Raw genomic sequence first — 14,446 nt, 5'->3', positions numbered from 1 at the left:
AAAAACCCCGCTTTCTTGTAAGCGGGGTCATTCAGAGGGAGGTTTGAGGAACTATTTAATCAACCGTTACTTCCTCTGTAATTCCTTCAATAGAGACATCAAAGCGTCTGTCACACTCACCATCACCAAAATCGATCGTGATGACTTTATTTTCAGTTTCAATTTGTTTGACACCCGCAACAGGTATCCTGGCTCTTCGGCTAGGGAGACAAGCTCTTTTATAGACCAATGTGTCTAAAATCTCCATATCATATTGTATACCTCGTCTTGTCATTCCATTAGCCGTACCAGTTACTAAATGTGCATCTTCTCTTGGGTTCCGGGCTCTTTTCCAAACTCGCACTCTGTCCACTTCACGGGTAGCAAACGTCTCATCAGGCCAGGTAACTTTACCACCTTCAAGCAGAATATGAAATGTCGGAAAATCTTCAGTACTTGTAGAAATATTTTCTAAGGTTCTTACACCCTCGATCGCAATATCATTAATAGAATAATCGATCAGTGTGGTGACAATTTCAGACTCTGGTTGAAACTTAGGACCGTTGTATTCTATTACGATCTTACCTTTTCTTACATTACCATTTGGATCGACGCATCCTTCACCAAAATCAATCGTAATTGTACCTTCATTACGGTCTCCTTCAAATGAAACGACATTATCACATAACCGATCATCTTCCTCCTCTGCGACTCTTCCATTCATTGCATCTGTCACAGATTCAAAGTTTACTATAGATAAATCATCAATATCTTCATAAACTGCATCAATCTCAGCTTCGTTGACGGCTGTAACATCAAGGTCTGAATTCAGATTAGCTTCATCAGACTCGGGATCACAGGAAGTGAATACAACCAGTACTAATAAACTGTGCAAAAGTGTTTTTTTCATCACAACTAGGTTCATATTAACAATCATTTTCATAGTTTTTATGTTTGTTTGTGATGATTAGATACACTAAAGTGAATAGGGTTTAATCAGGTTAAAAAAATATTTTCACTAGCCTCTCAGTTTTATTGTTAAACACATTGTAATACCATGAACAACATATTAAAACCAGAAAAATGGGGATGCCTTGCAGTATTCATGTTGATTACGTTTACCGGACAAGCCCAAGTGAAAATAAAAATCGCCAAATTAAAGTACGATGGAGGTGGTGACTGGTATGCAAATAAAACAGCACTGCCCAACCTTATTGATTTCTGCAATCAAGAACTAGGTATGAATTTAGATGAGGACGATGAAGTAGTGGACGTAGGCAGCCCTGATTTGTTTCTTTACCCTTATGTCTATATGACCGGACACGGGAACGTGGTGTGGTCTGGTAGTGACGCGGAAAACCTAAGAAAGTACCTGGAAGCTGGTGGCTTCTTGCACATTGATGATAATTATGGTTTAGATCAGTTCATCCGGTTAGAAATGAAAAAAGTATTTCCTGAGTTAGAATTTGTTGAGTTACCTTTTGACCATCCTATATACCATCAAAAGTTTAAGTTCAGCACCGGACTTCCAAAAATACATGAACACGATGGAAAGCCTTCACAAGGGTTTGGACTGATCTTCAAAGGAAGATTGGTGGCTTTTTATAGTTATGAATCAGACCTTGGTAACGGTTGGGAAGATCAAAGCATACACAACGATCCGGAAGTAAAACGACAGCAGGCACTTAAGATGGGAGCGAATATTTTAACTTACTGCTTTACACAATATCAATGATAAGTTGGACAGGTGAATTACAACTCATCTCATTAATTAATGCATAATGCAATCAGCTATTGCAAAAAGTAGTTAGTACCATCTAACAAACCGTTTGTCTACTAAACCCACCCATTTTAAAAAAGGTAGGTTTGTTGAGAAAGCATTTTGTTATATTTATTATACCAAGAAATAAACGAACCCGTTATGGCGCTTTTCAATATCACAGTAAATGGTAGCAGTCATGAAATAGATGTAGACCCGGACACTCCAATATTATGGGTCCTTCGTGATCATCTTCATTTAGTGGGCACTAAATACGGGTGTGGTATAGCACAATGTGGTGCTTGTACTGTACACCTTAATGGCGCGGCTGTAAGATCTTGCTCCATTCCGGTGAATAATATTGGTAATAATAAGATAACCACTATTGAAGGGCTTTCTGAAAAGGCAAATCATGCTGTGCAAAATGCGTGGCGTGAACATGATGTTCCCCAATGCGGGTATTGCCAGGCGGGTCAGATCATGAATGCAACGGCACTGTTAAGTCAGAATCCCAATCCTTCGGATCAGGATATTGAAAATGGTATGAGTGGTAATATCTGCCGTTGCTGTACTTATAATAAGATAAAAGCAGCTATAAAAACAGCCGCTAAAAACGTGTGATCCACCTCTTAAATAAAAGAAAATGACACTTATAAAAACGAAACACAACAGAAGATCATTTCTTAAGGTTTCAGCAGCTTCTACAGGTGGGTTAATGATTGGATTCAGTTGGGTGGTTTCCTGTAATCCTGTTTCGGAAGTAACAGAACATAAGCCTCCTTCAGAATGGTTTGATATCAACGCATTTCTTAGCATTGCGGATAATGGTCAGGTGACTGTTATGTCACCCAATCCTGAAATAGGTCAAAATGTAAAAACCTCTATGCCAATGATCGTAGCAGAGGAATTAGATGTAAATTGGGAAGATGTTATTGTAAAGCAGGCCGCACTAAACACTGATGCATTTACAAGACAGGTAGCCGGAGGAAGTCAATCCATACGAAAAGGATGGAATGGACTAAGAATGGCCGGTGCCACAGCAAGAAAAATGCTCGTCAATGCTGCTGCTAAACAATGGAATGTCAATCCTGATGTGCTTAAAACTGAAAATGGCGTAATCACCAGACCTGATGGCAAGAAACTCAGCTATGCGGAAGTAGCGTCTTCTGCAGCAGGTATGGAAATACCTGACGAAGTTGAACTTAAAGATCCTGAAAATTTTAAAATTGTAGGAACCAGTAGAGGCAATGTGGATATTGAAAGCATCATTACCGGAAAACCCCTGTTTGGTATAGATACTAAGCGAGAAGGTATGCAATATGCAGTAGTGTTACGCCCTCCTGCTTTTGGAATGAAGCTGAAGTCTTTTGATGATACCAAAACCAAAACGATTAATGGTGTAAGCCAGGTGGTAGAATTTGATAATAAAATAGCCGTATTGGCTAATTCTACCTGGGCAGCCATGAAAGGTCAAAAAGCATTAGAAGCAAAATGGCAGACAGATGGAAACCTGGAAGATAGTGATTTCCACGATCGTACTTTGCTGGCACTGCTGAACAAAAAGGCTGATACTGATAGCCACGCCAGAAAAGATGGAGAGGTAGAAAATAAGTTCAAAGAAGCAGATGAAATCGTAGAACGTACTTACGAGGCCCCATTCCTACCCCATAACTGCCTCGAGCCTATGAATTTCTTCGCTGATGTGACTGATGAAAAAATTGACCTTTACGGCCCTATACAAACTCCGGCAGGAACAAGAAGAAGGATAGCGAAGGAATTTGAACGTGATGAAAGTGAGATAAGTGTGGGCATGAGTAGAATGGGTGGAGGCTTCGGACGAAGGCTTTATGGCGACTTTGCAGTAGAAGCAGCAAAAATCTCTGATAAAATTCGTAAACCGGTACAGGTAATGTTCAGCAGAGAAAATGACATGACTGCAGGCATCTATCGCCCTGCTACTAAATACAAGATAAAAGCAGGGCTTAAGGAAGGCAAAATCACAAGTTATCAATTGATAGAGGCTGCCATAAACAATAATATGTATGGCAGATTGCCGAATAACTTCCCGGCCGGAGCACTTGCCGATTATCAGGTCGATAATCACCGGTATGAAAGCAATATATCAACCGGTGCCTGGCGAGCTCCTTACACAAACTTCCTGGCCTTTGCGGAACAAACCTTTCTGGATGAAATAGCTACATTAACAAATACTGATCCACTGGAGCTGCGGATACAACTACTGAAACAGGCAAAAAAAGGTGTTGGCCCGGAGGGCAATTATGACCCTGACAAGTTTATTGGAGTAATAAAGTTGGCGGCCGACAAAGCTGGTTGGAGAAAAAATAAAGATGGTATTTTTCAAGGGTTCAGCGCCTATTATTCGCACAATACGTATGTGGCAGAGGTAGCAGAAGTGATTATGGAAAAAAATCGGCCTAAGGTAACCAAAATGACAGTCGCAATTGATTGTGGCATTGTCGTCAATCCAATAGCCGCTATCAATCAAGCTAAAGGAGGTGTGATTGACGGTATAGGTCATGCGATGTATGGTGACTTTGGCTTTACTCAGGGAACACCGCATGCCAGTAATTTTGATCGATATCGGTTAATAAGAATGCCTGAAGCACCTGAAGTGGATATCCATTTCGTTGAAAGCTTCAATGCCCCTACAGGGCTTGGCGAACCTACCCTACCTCCGGCAGGCGGAGCTCTGGCTAATGCCATTTACGCCGCTACAGGTAAGAGACTATACAAACAACCGTTCATAAAACAGGATTTTGTATTAGAGTAATAAGGGTTCTATGGCTCAAAGGCGATCTTGAAAAGGAGTCTGCAGATAAGTCATTTATTTCAAGTAATGAATGCATAAGCCTGTCAATCTAATCATAGGCAAACCGTTTGAGGATGCGTGTATGCAAAAGAAATGTCATTCATTCTACTCTTAAGTGTATATTGTTTCTCAACCCATTTTTTCCGGATATGTGGGATTGATCTCCGTATAAAATCAACAAATAAAAAAGAGAGCCATAGATATCTCAAAGAACATCAGCTATCATCTAATTTGTGGAGCTTTCAGGAATTAACATGAATAATTACCTTTATGAAATTACTAAAGTTGATCATCTAACATTGCATCCAAATAGAATATATAAAATGAAATACCCAATTATATTTGCCATCCTTTGCTCTGTTCAAATCGCATATGGGCAAACAGAGAAAGACCCTGCGGTAACTGAGATCTGGACACCCCAGCCAGTGACCGTGACACCTGGGAAAACTCCGGGATCACCACCTTCCGATGCTATCGTCTTATTTGATGGCAATTCATTAGAACAATGGGTACATGACGATGGAAGCCCCGTTAAATGGGAGCTAAAAGATGGGGCCGTCACGGTTAAAGCCAAAACCGGTCAAATAAAGACCATTCAAACCTTTGAAGACGTCCAGTTACATATAGAATGGCGCACTCCTGAAAACGTAGAAAGTGATGGTCAGGGAAGAGGCAATAGTGGTATATTCCTACAAGAGCGGTATGAAGTACAGGTACTGGATAATTTTGAGAATAAGACATATGCAAACGGACAGGCGGGCTCTATCTACAAACAACATGCTCCGCTGGTAAATGCCTGCAAAGAACCCGGAGAATGGCAGACTTATGACATCATCTACAAGGCCCCGGACTTTAATGACAGAGGTAACTTAAGAACCCCTGCCCGAATAACCGTATTACATAATGGTGTGCTAATACAAAATAATGTCGAAATTCGTGGCCCTTCCGTTTATCGGGGACTGCCTCAATACCAAAGCCATAAAGCAGCTTCCATCACACTCCAGGATCATGGTAACCCGGTAAGTTATCGGAATATCTGGGTTAGGCAACTTTAGAAAGGCATACTACAACCGTATCCATTATAAAGTAGTTGTACATTCGTTCAATACACACTCACAGGATCATAAGTTAAGATAATCAAAAACATACCTCCTACGAATAGCTCATATTTTCATTAATAACTAATTGATTAGTTGTAAAACTAAATTATTAGTGATATATTTAACTAATCAATTAGTTATCCTAGCATATGAAAGAATTAACGAAAGCTGAAGAACAGGTAATGCAAATTTTATGGAAGCTCAGACGTGGTTTTGTCAAAGACATTATTGCCAAAATGCCGGAACCTAAACCTGCCTACAATACAGTCTCTACAATTGTCAGAATACTTGAACAGAAAGGCTTCATTGACCATAAAGCGTATGGGAAAACCCATGAATATTTTCCACTTGTGGATAAAATCAACTACAGCAAATTTTATCTGAACAATTTTTTGAAAGGCTATTTCAGTGGTTCGTTTGAAAGCCTCGTGTCCTTTTTCGCAAAAGAAAATGATATGAATATGGAAGATGTAGATGAGCTTCTTAAACACGTAAAAGAAAATTTAGACAAAACTGAAAATGATTGACTTCATCAATTTCTATCTGGAAGCTAACATGTGCCTCCTTGCATTAGGTGGCATATACTACCTCTTTTTAGCCCGCGAAAGACAATTCCAACTTCAACGTTTCTATATCTTATTGATCCTAGTTATCAGTCTTATTGTTCCAGTATTATCCTGGGACATTGGAGGAGCGTCAACTGCCAGTGACATATGGGTCATGATGCTACCTGAGCTTGTGATAGGCGATATCACACCTACTTTAACCCCGGCAAAAATTCATTTTGGTTCGTTCATAACAAGCTCTCTGGTTATCCTCTATTTTATAGGTGTACTTGTTTTAATCACACTGTTACTGTCGAGACTTTTCCAAATACTAAAATTCTACTCTTTAAGAAAACCAAAACAGGAATTTATAGAGGGGCAGCTGGTTTTGCCAACTAACGGTCAATTCCCAACCTTCTCCTTCTTTCATCTATTGTTTTTTGACAATACGTTACCTGTATCGTTGGAAGAACGCATGAAAATACTACAACATGAAAAAGTGCACATAATGCAATATCACAGTGTGGATATCATCTTTATTGAATTAGCAAAAAGTTTTTTTTGGATAAACCCAATGATATGGGCATTGCAGTATTCTACGCAAAACATACACGAATATCTAGCTGATGAATATATCACAAAAGATCACAACCCGGATGAGTACAGTAGTTTATTGGCCAAAATGGCTTTAAATCAAATGGCTCTACCACTCGGAAATCACTTTAATAAATCTCTGGTTTTAAAAAGAATAAAAATGATGAAAACACCAAAAAGTAAACTCAGCTTCTGGAAATGGGGTAGTGCAATGACCGTAACCAGCCTTGTGGCAATATTATTAAGCTGCAATGACGATGTCATAAATGACGTGAATGAAGTTATGTCAACCGCTAAACAAGTAGAAATACCGGTTCATTTACAAGATAAAGTAGCTGTCCTGAAGGAAAAATATCCGAATGCAGAATTCGTGTATCTTGAAACAGATATTAGTAGCGCTGATGAGGTTGATAAATTGCAAGAAATTGATCAAAAAACTATTGCATACATGGAAAAAAGAGAAGATAGTGAAATGATCGGTTTATTAATCAACAAAAATGGTCCGCTGGAACAGTTAGAAGAATTTAATGAAACCAATGAAATTTTCAGTATAGTGGAAGAGCCGGCAATGCCAATAGGCGGATATGATGCTTTTTATGCCTTTATCTCTGACAATCTGAAATATCCGGTTGATGCACGAAAGAACGGAGTAGAAGGAAGAGTATATGTTCAGTTTATTGTAGATGAAGAGGGTAATGTATCAGATGTAATACCCGTGAAAGGTATTGGAGGTGGGTGTGATGAAGCCGCTGCAAGTGTGGTTGCAACTTCCGGAAAGTGGTCTCCACCCATGCAAAATGGTCAAAAAGTAAAGCAACGGATCATCTTGCCAATATCGTTCAAACTCCCCGAACCACCGCCAACAACGGAAGGTTAAAACTCAAAATTAAGGGCAGTTGAACAGCTGCCTTTTTAGTAACATTCAATATTGTTCCCCAAAGTGTTGACACTTAAGCCGTGTGTTATGTTCTTTGCATCCGATGTTCAAATATTGTCCGTTATTTTTTGTCGTTCTTTTTGGTTTACTGATATCCTCGTGTAAAGTAAGCCAGGTATCGAACCAATCAAAAGCATCAGATACTGTTGCTGTCAAAGTAGACACTTTGATCACTGTGGTTGATTCCAGTGCCTTTATGGTACAGGACTCTGTAGAAATTAATGTACACCGGTTACTAAAAGACACGCTTTCTATCATTGGTGTCGGGGACATAATGATGGGAACTAACTTCCCTGATGAAAGCTACCTCCCTCCAAATCAGGGAAGGGACCTGTTAGAGGAAGTTGATTCAGTCCTCAGTAATGCAGATGTAACCTTTGGAAATCTGGAAGGTGTGATTTTAGACGATGGGGGAAACGCCAAATATTGCAAAAACCCAAAAATCTGTTACATTTTTCGCTCGCCGGAATACATGGTACAAAACCTAAAAGATGCTGGGTTTGACGTAATGAGTACTGCCAATAACCATGCTGGTGATTTCGGTGATCCGGGACGAAAAAATACCATGCGTGTGCTCGACTCACTGAAAATACATCATGCTGGTCTGGTCGCGCGTCCTTATACTACTTTCATGCGTGAAGGAATGAAATACGGCTTTGCAGCATTTGCTCCGAACAACGGCACTATGAGTATACATGATTATGAACAGGCAACAGAAATTATAAGCCACCTGGACTCAATAACCGATGTGGTGATCGTTTCATTTCATGGAGGTGCTGAAGGAAGCAAATACCAACACGTACTGCGAAAAAATGAGACCTTCTATGGAGAGGATCGTGGCAATGTTTACAAATTCGCGCACCACTTAATTGATGCAGGGGCTGATATCATCTTTGGACATGGGCCCCATGTCACACGGGCTGTGGATATTTACAAAAGAAGATTCATCATTTACAGTTTAGGAAATTTCTGCACCTACGCCCGCTTCAACCTACGTGGCGACAACGGCCTGGCTCCAATATTAAAAGTGTACACCAAAAGCGATGGTGAATTTATTAAGGCACACATCACACCGGTTATTCAATACGCTCCCGGAGGTCCTCGTATTGACCTTAAAGGACGTGTCATCGATAAATTAAAGGAACTCACCGAAAAAGATTTCCCTGAAGTGCCTATAAGTATTGATGCTGCTGGTATAATTACTTATCTTCAAGAATAAAACTTCTGCGGATGCCCTATAAGGAAAAGACCATTGAAAAGAAATATTTTGCCATAGGTGAGGTGGCCAGTATGTTCAATGTGGCTACTTCGTTGATTCGTTTTTGGGAGAGTGAATTCGATATTATTCGTCCTAAAAAGAACAGGAAGGGTAACCGTCAGTTTACTAAGGAAGACATCGAAAATGTCAGGTTAATTTACCACTTGGTTAAAGAAAGAGGGTTTACGCTCCAGGGGGCAAAGGAAATGTTGAAAAACGATACCTACTCCATCAAAAATAAGATGGAAATAATCGATTCATTGAATAAAGTAAAACAATTCCTGGTTGATCTGAGAGGGCAAATTTAAAAGCGAATGGATCAGAACCGGTTATGCCAACTGGCCCTTCATTTCATCCCCGGCATTGGTAATTTCCTGGTCAGACAACTCATTAGCTACTGCGGTTCAGCTGAAAACGTATTTAAAGCTAATAAAAGTCGTTTACTCAAAGTTCCGGGCATTGGTGAAGTAGCGGCGAATTCCATTCTGAATCAAAAACCCATCCAAAAAGCCGAAGAAGAATTTAAACGCGCTGAGGAAGAAGGTGTTACCATTCTTCTTTATACGGATGAACAATATCCTTATAGATTAAAGCAAATATACGATGCGCCCGCAGTACTTTTTATAAAAGGTAACGCACAGCTAAACGCTGCAAAGATAGTAGCCGTGGTAGGCACACGTAAAGCCACCGAATATGGCAGGTCAATCACAAAAGACCTGGTGACCGGGTTAACAGAACATAATGCTTTGATCATAAGTGGCCTGGCTTATGGGATTGACATACAAGCCCATAAAACGGCCCTAAAATGTGGCCTCCCTACATTAGGTGTGATGGCCGGTGGTATAAATAAGATCTATCCTGCATCTCACAGATCAACCGCCTATGAGATGCAGGATAATGGTGGGATTATAACGGAACAGTCATTTGATACCACTCCGGAACCTCCTAAATTTCCTGCTCGTAATAGGATCATTGCAGGAATGGCTGATGCTATTGTGGTAATAGAAGCAGCCAGTAAAGGTGGTGCCCTCATTACAGCAGAAATGGGCAATGAATACAACAGAGATGTATTCGCAGTGCCCGGGGAAGTGGGACAAACCTATTCTGTGGGATGCAATAACCTTATCAAAAAGAATAAAGCGCACTTATTGACAGGCATATCCGATCTTGAGTATATCATGAATTGGGATAAAGGAAGTGCAGTAGAACAAGCTCCCCAGCCTGATCTAACCTCCCTTAACCAAGATGAAAAAATGGTATTACAGGAGTTAGATAAATACAAAAAAGGAACGCAGATTGATAAACTAAGCTGGTCTACACAGATTCCCATTAACAAACTGGCTTCTGTACTCCTGACATTGGAATTTCAGGGATGGGTAAAATCATTACCAGGTAAAAATTATAAGCTTACCCGATAGACACCTGCTACCTTTTAAAACCGATACGACTATTTTTGTGAAGCAAGGTATTTCAAAATCTCAACCACTTGATTATTGTTAGACGCTACCGCCATGGCCTGGGCATCCACCTCTTTTAGCGCATGAGTAAATTCATCAGGATGAATAACAATATACGGTTTGCCTAAAGCTGCTGCTTGTCCCGCATCAAAGGCAGCATTCCATTGACGGTATTTATCACCAAATTTAATGATCACCAAATCAGAACGCTCTATACCACTTTTAATTCGTATGGCATTTATCTTGGCAGCTTTATGGTCCTTCCAAAATGCCTTTTCTTCCGACCCAAGTATATTAACCCCCACATTATCAGAAGTCTCATGCGTAACCACTGGTGTATTAAATGTTATTGAAAGGCCATTTTTTCTGGCATCTTCAATAATCTCTTCTCTCCAGTTCGAGTGAATCTCTCCCGATAGATAAACTTCAAATTCCATAGTCCAATTTTAATTTAACAGTTTTATTCTCTTATTAAAGTCATCAGTTCTATTGCTAAAATTAAACCTTCTTAAAGAAAAAGGGGCTTATAATAATCCGTTATTCATGTATTACATCAATGTTGTAAAGTAAATTTGTCACCATTTATCACTTCTTTATATTTGCTGCTTGAAAAAATACGTTACTCTTTAGTATGATCTGGTTATACTCTCTAAGTATCCTTGAGATGGCATTTATCAGCCTGTTTATTTTATTCTATGGGGCTTATCTATATCGGGTAATCAGAACTGCAAAATACCTTAACACGTCTTATTCTGGTGTATTCTTAAAAGTAGGATTAAGGTTTCTACTACTGGTCAGTGTCATCATAGCTATCATGGGTCCCTCATTTGGTGAGTCAAAGCGGGAGGTAAAGTCTGTAGGTAAGGATATTTTTCTTCTGGTGGATCTGTCTCAATCTATGAACGCAAATGATGTACAACCGACAAGATTGGAGAAGGTAAAGTTTGAATTGAAAAATATCATTAATTCTTTTAGTTCTGACAGAATCGGCGTTATTATCTTTTCTTCCGAATCTTTTATGCAATCTCCACTTACCTATGACCAAAATGCACTGGGTCTCTTTATAGAAACACTTAATACCAATTTAGTACCCAATGCAGGCACGGACTTCGGCCCTCCTTTAACTATGGCACTTGAAAAGTTGAATAGTGACGACTCTCCGGTCACACAGCAAAAATCCAAGGTCATAATTCTTATTAGTGATGGAGAAGATTTTGGTGAAGAAACAGAAAATGTAGCTAATGATATTCAATCCTCAGGTATTAAGCTATTTACCCTCGGAATAGGAACCGAACGCGGAAGTAAGATCAGAACAAGGAACGGTTTTAAAAAGGATCGAGAAGGAAAAGACGTAGTAACAAAATTAGATAGCCGGTCTCTACGCAAACTGGCCTCTGATACAGATGGAAAGTATTTTGAGATAAATGCAACCAATAATGACGTTTCCCGATTAATTAATACAATCAACAACATTGAAGGGGAACTGCGAGATTCACGACAGGTAGATGTATCCGCTAATCGATACTATTACTTTCTAGCCTTCGCACTATTTTTAATCATGGTAGAAGTTCTTACCAGCGTAAAAACAATACGAATTTAGATCGACATCATTTAAGAGGTAAAGCATAACAAAAGAGATATGAAGTACTTAATCACCATTTTACTTTTAAGCACCCCTTTAGGCGATTTGGATAAGATCGCTAAAGTCAATAAGGTTAAGAAAGAGGCAAAAGAAGCTTACCTCAATGGAGATTATCAGATCGCTGTTGATAAGTACAATTACCTTATAGACTCTTTAAAAATCAATGATGACAATATCACGTTAAACCTGGCCAATGCTTATTATAATATAAAAGATACCGCACAAGCCATCTCAAATTACTCTTCCTTACTCGATAGTAAAAATCCACTGGTAAAATCAACCGCTTACCAACAAATGGGTGTGATCTCTACCCGCAACAAGAAATTTGAAGAATCGCTCGATTATTTCAAAGAAGCATTAAAAGCTTACCCTCAGAACGAAGATGCACGGTATAATTACGAGTTGATGAAAAAGATCCTGAAGGAACAGGAACAGGAGCAACAACAGAATCAAGAGCAACAAAATCAGGACGAAGAGAACAAAGAGAACCAGGATCAAAAACAAGATCAGCAGCAAAAAGATCAACAGAACCAGGACAAACAGAACCAGGAACAAAACAAAGAACAACAAAGCGAAGAGGAACAACAGCAAGAACAGAGCAAGGACGGAGAGAGTGAAGAGAGTGAAGAAAGCGAAGAAGAGAAAAAAGGGGAAGAACAGAAGAAAGAAGGGAAAGAAAGTAAGGAGGAACAACAAAAACCTGAGCCTAAAGAAGGAGAAAACGCCGAGAAAGAAGAAGGAGAAGATCAAATGAGTTCAATCTCCGACAAACTGGAAGAAATGAAAATTTCAGAAGAAAAAGCTCAGATGATCCTGGAGGCATTAAAGAACAAAGAAATCCAGTACTATCAGCAAAACAAACGAAAACCGTCGAAGAGAAAAGACCCTAAAAAGCCTGATTGGTAGAGTCAAAGCATTTGATATTCAGCATTAAATAGATAGAATTAAATATCACTGAAGTCAACGTCTTTTATATTGGAGCTGACGTTTTATCTATTTTGATTTTCCTATTTTTGCTACCTAACAATAGTTAGGATAATCCAATAAACCAAACCACAACAAAAAATGAACGAAGTGTATATCGTTTCCGCCGTAAGAACTCCTATAGGGAGTTTTGGTGGAAGTTTAGCCAATATTCCTGCTACCAAACTGGGCTCAATTGCCATAGAAGGTGCACTTAAAAAGGCCGGTGTTAACGCATCCGAAGTAAACGAGGTATTTATGGGTAATGTGATTTCGTCAGGCCTTGGTCAAGCACCGGCACGCCAGGCAGCTATAGGTGCAGGAATAGGTTATAACGTACCCTGCACACTGGTAAATAAAGTTTGTGCCTCCGGAATGAAAGCAGTTATGTTAGGTGCACAATCCATCATGCTCGGCATAAATGATGTAGTCGTGACCGGTGGCATGGAAAATATGTCTTCCGTACCCTTTTATGTACCCAAAGCCCGGTTTGGTTATAAATATGGCCATGGTCAGTTAATAGATGGGTTAATGCATGATGGCCTGTGGGAAACTTATCACAAATTTCCGATGGGTAACTGCGCCGATAATACGGCAAAAGAAATGAACATCTCTCGTGAGGCACAAGACGAATACGCTATACAATCTTACAAAAGATCAGCATCTGCGTGGGAAGCAGGTAAATTTGAGGAAGAAATTATTCCTGTTGAAATCCCTCAACGCAAGGGAGACCCTGTAATTTTCAAAGAAGATGAGGAATATAAAAGTGTCAACTTCGACAAGATACCTTCATTGAGACCCGTTTTTTCAAAAGAAGGAACAGTTACGGCGGCTAACGCTTCTACCATCAATGATGGAGCATCATGCCTGATACTGGTAAGTGAAGAAAAGCTTAAAGCATTAGGATTAAAACCATTAGCCAAGGTCAGGGGTTTTGCTGATGCTGCACAGGAACCTATATGGTTTACCACCTCTCCTTCTTTAGCTATACCAAAGGCCATCAAACATGCAGGTTTAGATGCATCGGATATTGACTATTATGAGATAAATGAGGCATTTTCTGCAGTTGCTCTTGCCAATAATAAAGAACTGGGACTGGACAATGATAAAGTAAATGTAAACGGCGGTGCTGTAGCATTAGGTCATCCGCTAGGTGCTTCAGGCGCCAGAATCGTAACCACCTTGAACAGTGTATTACATCAACAAGATGCTAAAATAGGTGTTGCAGGTATTTGCAATGGCGGTGGTGGCGCATCTGCTATTGTTCTTGAAAAAGTTTAGTGAAGATCAAAACTTCATGTACTACCATTTTATGATTTGCGTTAGTACTCATAAAACCAAAGCCGTTGGGATAAGAAACCAACGGCTTTTTGAATAAAAAA

Annotated in this window: 14 protein-coding genes; 12 read left to right on the top strand and 2 right to left on the bottom strand. The window is 39.6% G+C overall.

What is annotated here, in order from left to right; translation table 11 throughout:
• Positions 1-55: 55 nt before the first annotated feature.
• Positions 56-889, bottom strand: a complete 834-nt coding sequence (locus FNH22_RS22365) for a hypothetical protein (RefSeq protein WP_143400674.1) — start codon at positions 887-889, stop codon at positions 56-58.
• Between the two features lie 195 nt (positions 890-1,084).
• On the opposite strand from FNH22_RS22365, the gene FNH22_RS22360 reads away from it, so the two are divergent.
• The 9 genes from FNH22_RS22360 (at position 1,085) to dprA (ending at position 10,420) form a co-directional block, all read left to right on the top strand.
• Positions 1,085-1,714: a DUF4159 domain-containing protein gene (locus tag FNH22_RS22360; RefSeq protein WP_143400682.1), complete on the top strand. Its 630-nt coding sequence runs from the start codon at positions 1,085-1,087 to the stop codon at positions 1,712-1,714.
• A 186-nt stretch (positions 1,715-1,900) separates the two neighbouring features.
• Entirely contained in the window at positions 1,901-2,359 is a 459-nt protein-coding gene (locus FNH22_RS22355; RefSeq protein ID WP_143400673.1) for a (2Fe-2S)-binding protein, read from the top strand.
• A gap of 22 nt (positions 2,360-2,381) precedes the next feature.
• Positions 2,382-4,529: a xanthine dehydrogenase family protein molybdopterin-binding subunit gene (locus tag FNH22_RS22350; RefSeq protein ID WP_143400672.1), complete on the top strand. Its 2,148-nt coding sequence runs from the start codon at positions 2,382-2,384 to the stop codon at positions 4,527-4,529.
• Between the two features lie 362 nt (positions 4,530-4,891).
• A complete protein-coding gene (locus tag FNH22_RS22345; RefSeq protein ID WP_143400671.1) occupies positions 4,892-5,623 on the top strand; it encodes a DUF1080 domain-containing protein in 732 nt (243 codons plus the stop codon).
• A 227-nt stretch (positions 5,624-5,850) separates the two neighbouring features.
• Positions 5,851-6,195, top strand: a complete 345-nt coding sequence (locus FNH22_RS22340; protein ID WP_370513192.1) for a BlaI/MecI/CopY family transcriptional regulator — start codon at positions 5,851-5,853, stop codon at positions 6,193-6,195.
• Positions 6,188-7,684: a M56 family metallopeptidase gene (locus FNH22_RS22335; RefSeq protein ID WP_143400669.1), complete on the top strand. Its 1,497-nt coding sequence runs from the start codon at positions 6,188-6,190 to the stop codon at positions 7,682-7,684. The genes FNH22_RS22340 and FNH22_RS22335 overlap by 8 nt, the downstream gene beginning before the upstream one ends.
• 103 nt (positions 7,685-7,787) lie before the next feature.
• Positions 7,788-8,963 carry a CapA family protein gene (locus tag FNH22_RS22330; protein ID WP_143400668.1) on the top strand — a complete coding sequence of 392 codons (1,176 nt, stop codon included), beginning with the start codon at positions 7,788-7,790 and terminating at the stop codon, positions 8,961-8,963.
• 11 nt (positions 8,964-8,974) lie between these two features.
• Positions 8,975-9,310: a MerR family transcriptional regulator gene (locus FNH22_RS22325; protein ID WP_143400667.1), complete on the top strand. Its 336-nt coding sequence runs from the start codon at positions 8,975-8,977 to the stop codon at positions 9,308-9,310.
• A gap of 6 nt (positions 9,311-9,316) precedes the next feature.
• The gene (gene dprA / locus FNH22_RS22320; protein ID WP_143400666.1) at positions 9,317-10,420 is read left to right on the top strand and encodes a DNA-processing protein DprA; all 1,104 of its coding nucleotides are present in this window, start codon (positions 9,317-9,319) and stop codon (positions 10,418-10,420) included.
• Positions 10,421-10,449: 29 nt separating this feature from the next.
• On the opposite strand, the gene FNH22_RS22315 is transcribed toward dprA, so the two are convergent.
• Positions 10,450-10,896 (bottom strand): YtoQ family protein, encoded by a 447-nt coding sequence (locus tag FNH22_RS22315; RefSeq protein WP_143400665.1) that lies wholly within the window; start codon positions 10,894-10,896, stop codon positions 10,450-10,452.
• A gap of 227 nt (positions 10,897-11,123) precedes the next feature.
• Between FNH22_RS22315 and FNH22_RS22310 the strand changes: the two genes are divergently transcribed.
• From FNH22_RS22310 to FNH22_RS22300, 3 genes are all read left to right on the top strand, one after another.
• Positions 11,124-12,059 (top strand): VWA domain-containing protein, encoded by a 936-nt coding sequence (locus tag FNH22_RS22310; protein WP_255518135.1) that lies wholly within the window; start codon positions 11,124-11,126, stop codon positions 12,057-12,059.
• A 39-nt stretch (positions 12,060-12,098) separates the two neighbouring features.
• Positions 12,099-13,007 carry a M48 family metallopeptidase gene (locus tag FNH22_RS22305; RefSeq protein WP_143400663.1) on the top strand — a complete coding sequence of 303 codons (909 nt, stop codon included), beginning with the start codon at positions 12,099-12,101 and terminating at the stop codon, positions 13,005-13,007.
• 159 nt (positions 13,008-13,166) lie between these two features.
• A complete protein-coding gene (locus FNH22_RS22300) occupies positions 13,167-14,345 on the top strand; it encodes an acetyl-CoA C-acyltransferase (protein WP_143400662.1) in 1,179 nt (392 codons plus the stop codon).
• Positions 14,346-14,446: the final 101 nt, after the last annotated feature.

Source organism: Fulvivirga sp. M361, from assembly GCF_007097395.1.
Lineage (GTDB): Bacteria > Bacteroidota > Bacteroidia > Cytophagales > Cyclobacteriaceae > Fulvivirga.
The sequence above is the reverse complement of the archived record's forward strand: the minus strand, read 5'-3'. Positions and strand labels throughout refer to the sequence as shown.

What these genes read in the sequence shown, in the direction of transcription:
- FNH22_RS22365 (WP_143400674.1), bottom strand. Translation starts at nt 889, where the DNA reads ATGAAAAAAACACTTTTGCACAGTTTATTAGTACTGGTTGTATTCACT.
- FNH22_RS22360 (WP_143400682.1), top strand. Translation starts at nt 1,085, where the DNA reads ATGTTGATTACGTTTACCGGACAAGCCCAAGTGAAAATAAAAATCGCC.
- FNH22_RS22355 (WP_143400673.1), top strand. Translation starts at nt 1,901, where the DNA reads ATGGCGCTTTTCAATATCACAGTAAATGGTAGCAGTCATGAAATAGAT.
- FNH22_RS22350 (WP_143400672.1), top strand. Translation starts at nt 2,382, where the DNA reads ATGACACTTATAAAAACGAAACACAACAGAAGATCATTTCTTAAGGTT.
- FNH22_RS22345 (WP_143400671.1), top strand. Translation starts at nt 4,892, where the DNA reads ATGAAATACCCAATTATATTTGCCATCCTTTGCTCTGTTCAAATCGCA.
- FNH22_RS22340 (WP_370513192.1), top strand. Translation starts at nt 5,851, where the DNA reads ATGCAAATTTTATGGAAGCTCAGACGTGGTTTTGTCAAAGACATTATT.
- FNH22_RS22335 (WP_143400669.1), top strand. Translation starts at nt 6,188, where the DNA reads ATGATTGACTTCATCAATTTCTATCTGGAAGCTAACATGTGCCTCCTT.
- FNH22_RS22330 (WP_143400668.1), top strand. Translation starts at nt 7,788, where the DNA reads ATGTTCAAATATTGTCCGTTATTTTTTGTCGTTCTTTTTGGTTTACTG.
- FNH22_RS22325 (WP_143400667.1), top strand. Translation starts at nt 8,975, where the DNA reads ATGCCCTATAAGGAAAAGACCATTGAAAAGAAATATTTTGCCATAGGT.
- dprA (WP_143400666.1), top strand. Translation starts at nt 9,317, where the DNA reads ATGGATCAGAACCGGTTATGCCAACTGGCCCTTCATTTCATCCCCGGC.
- FNH22_RS22315 (WP_143400665.1), bottom strand. Translation starts at nt 10,896, where the DNA reads ATGGAATTTGAAGTTTATCTATCGGGAGAGATTCACTCGAACTGGAGA.
- FNH22_RS22310 (WP_255518135.1), top strand. Translation starts at nt 11,124, where the DNA reads ATGGCATTTATCAGCCTGTTTATTTTATTCTATGGGGCTTATCTATAT.
- FNH22_RS22305 (WP_143400663.1), top strand. Translation starts at nt 12,099, where the DNA reads ATGAAGTACTTAATCACCATTTTACTTTTAAGCACCCCTTTAGGCGAT.
- FNH22_RS22300 (WP_143400662.1), top strand. Translation starts at nt 13,167, where the DNA reads ATGAACGAAGTGTATATCGTTTCCGCCGTAAGAACTCCTATAGGGAGT.